The organism is Streptomyces phytophilus, assembly GCF_013870535.1.
GTDB lineage: Bacteria > Actinomycetota > Actinomycetes > Streptomycetales > Streptomycetaceae > Streptomyces > Streptomyces phytophilus.
This window is the reverse complement of record NZ_JACBXC010001130.1, coordinates 1-1,977: the sequence shown is the minus strand read 5'-3', so window position 1 is coordinate 1,977 and position 1,977 is coordinate 1. Positions and strand designations below refer to the sequence as shown.

4 protein-coding genes are annotated in these 1,977 nt (G+C 71.6%); all 4 read right to left on the bottom strand.

Annotated features, from left to right (window positions below; genetic code table 11):
* Positions 1-359 (bottom strand): SH3 domain-containing protein (locus H5J30_RS29885; protein ID WP_181790490.1); only part of this gene is annotated, 359 nt, incomplete at its 3' end.
* Between the two features lie 224 nt (positions 360-583).
* Positions 584-1,078 (bottom strand): TadE/TadG family type IV pilus assembly protein, encoded by a 495-nt coding sequence (locus H5J30_RS29880; protein WP_181790488.1) that lies wholly within the window; start codon positions 1,076-1,078, stop codon positions 584-586.
* A complete protein-coding gene (locus H5J30_RS29875; protein ID WP_258563600.1) occupies positions 1,075-1,584 on the bottom strand; it encodes a TadE/TadG family type IV pilus assembly protein in 510 nt (169 codons plus the stop codon). The genes H5J30_RS29880 and H5J30_RS29875 overlap by 4 nt, the downstream gene beginning before the upstream one ends.
* 16 nt (positions 1,585-1,600) lie before the next feature.
* Positions 1,601-1,977: TadE family protein (locus H5J30_RS37555; RefSeq protein ID WP_181790486.1), on the bottom strand; the 377-nt coding region annotated here is incomplete at its 5' end.

Here is a 1,977-nt window from a genome sequence, read left to right as displayed (position 1 = left end):
CAGTACGGGATGTGGTCCACGTTCTTGACGTAGCGCGCGGCGATGTAGCCGTTGTGGGAGCTGATCTTGTACCAGATGGAGTTGCCCCACACGTCCTGACCGTCGACCTTGCAGTCGATCCAGACGATCTCGGCGCGCGGAATGAAGCCCTTCTCGTGCGAGGCGGTGGTGGGCTGCGAGCGGATCAGGATCCCGGGCTTGGCGACCACCACGCCGCGCTGCGAGCTGCTCCAGTCGTCCCAGGTCTTCATCGCGGGCGCGTGGCCCGTCGTGGTCGCGGCGACGGGCGCCGCGCCCAGCAGCCCCAGCGCCATGGCTCCCGCGGCGAGCGCGACGGCGGTCTTCTTTCTCTTCAGCACAGATGCCCCTAGACAGTCGAGCGGAGTGAGGCGGTCGCCTCGGTCCGGTTTGTATGACTATCTGACCGATGTCTGGGGCGTAGCTCGCCGAGGAGGGGCTAATTCCCCCGATTGGCAGGACAGCCTCCCGCGTACGGCCCAGCGACCCCGCTCGCTACGCGGGGCCGGTCGGGCTCACCCGCACGCTCTGCCTCTCGGGTCGCGGATCCACCGGACGGACGGGCCTACGGCTCGCCGACCTCCGTGCGGGGTTCGGCGCGGGCCGTACCGGTGGCTTCCAGAGGGCCGCTGAGGGCCAGGCCCGTCAGCAGCGGGCGGTAACTGAGGACGATCTCGACCTCGACGAAGTCCACGTCCTTGTCCGTGCACTTGGCGGACTCGACCTCGCCGTTCTGGACGGTCACATGGGCCATGAACTCCTGCACCCGGCTGTCGCAGTTCTCGAACCGGATCGGCGCCTCCAGTTCCGTCTGGCCCTCGTACAGCGCCTCCTTGTCCGTGTCCTGCGCCGCGTACCTGGCCGCCTGCTCCGCGATGTCCGCGGCCCGCTCGCGCTGCGAGATCGCCAGGCCGCCGTCGACCACGAACGCCGCCAGCGCCATGAACAGGAACGCGAAGATGATGACCGCGCCCGCGCCCGAGCCCCGCTCGTCCAGCCGGCCCCTCCGCTCGGCCAGGCCGTCGCGCAGCCGCGCGGCCAGGGCCCGTACGCGCCTCATGCCGCCCTCCGGTACGGGTCGAGGGGCGCGGACGACGAGCCCGTCATCCGCGGGTCGATGTCCAGGCCCAGCATCCCCAGGCCCTTCACCTCGCAGGTCACCTCGACCGTGATGATGCTGCTGGCCTCGCCCGGCTCCGGCGGCGCGAAGTCCCCCGACAGGTCCACGTCCACCGGGCCCGTGCACACGTCCCCCTCCAGCTGCGACTCCGCCGCCCGCTGCGCGGCCGTCTGCGCCTCGCCCGCGGTGCGCTGCAGGGACGCGGCCCGTACCGCGTCGCGCGCCGCGCCGTCGACCCCGCCGCGGCCGTCGACCAACTGGCCGAACGCGACGAGGACGAGGATGAACAGGAACATCACCGGGGCGAGGATCACCACCTCGATGGTCGTCACCCCCCGGTCGGACCGCAGGTCCCGGCGCCCGCCCTGCTTCCCCGGCTCCCCCTGCTCCTCCGGCTCCCGGGCCCCCTGCTTCCCCAGGCCGCCGCGCACCCCGTTCACAGCCATGCGTCCCCGTCCCCCGTCATCCCAAGTCCGGTACGAACCGCTCGATCGGCCCCTCCGACTCCGCCCGCGCCTTGATGTCGATGAACGGGAAGACGTTGACCACGCTGCCCTCCACCTCCACCCCGACCCGGTCGTCCGCGGCCTCGTACACCCGGATGTCCGGGCTGGTGAGCAGCTTCGGGCCGACCGTGTCCAGCCGCTCCCGCGCCGCCTGCTGGGCCAGGCCCTGCCAGCCGCCCGGGTTCGACTCGGCGGTCCTGCGCGCCTCGCGCGCCCCGTGCTGCGCGGTCGCCTGCGCGACGTGGTCGGCGAAGAAGTACAGCCCGAACTGCACGGTGGCGAAGATCATGAAGTACAGCACGGGGGTGAGCAGCACGAACTCGATCGCGGACA

What these genes read in the sequence shown, in the direction of transcription:
- H5J30_RS29880 (WP_181790488.1), bottom strand. Translation starts at nt 1,078, where the DNA reads ATGAGGCGCGTACGGGCCCTGGCCGCGCGGCTGCGCGACGGCCTGGCC.
- H5J30_RS29875 (WP_258563600.1), bottom strand. Translation starts at nt 1,584, where the DNA reads ATGGCTGTGAACGGGGTGCGCGGCGGCCTGGGGAAGCAGGGGGCCCGG.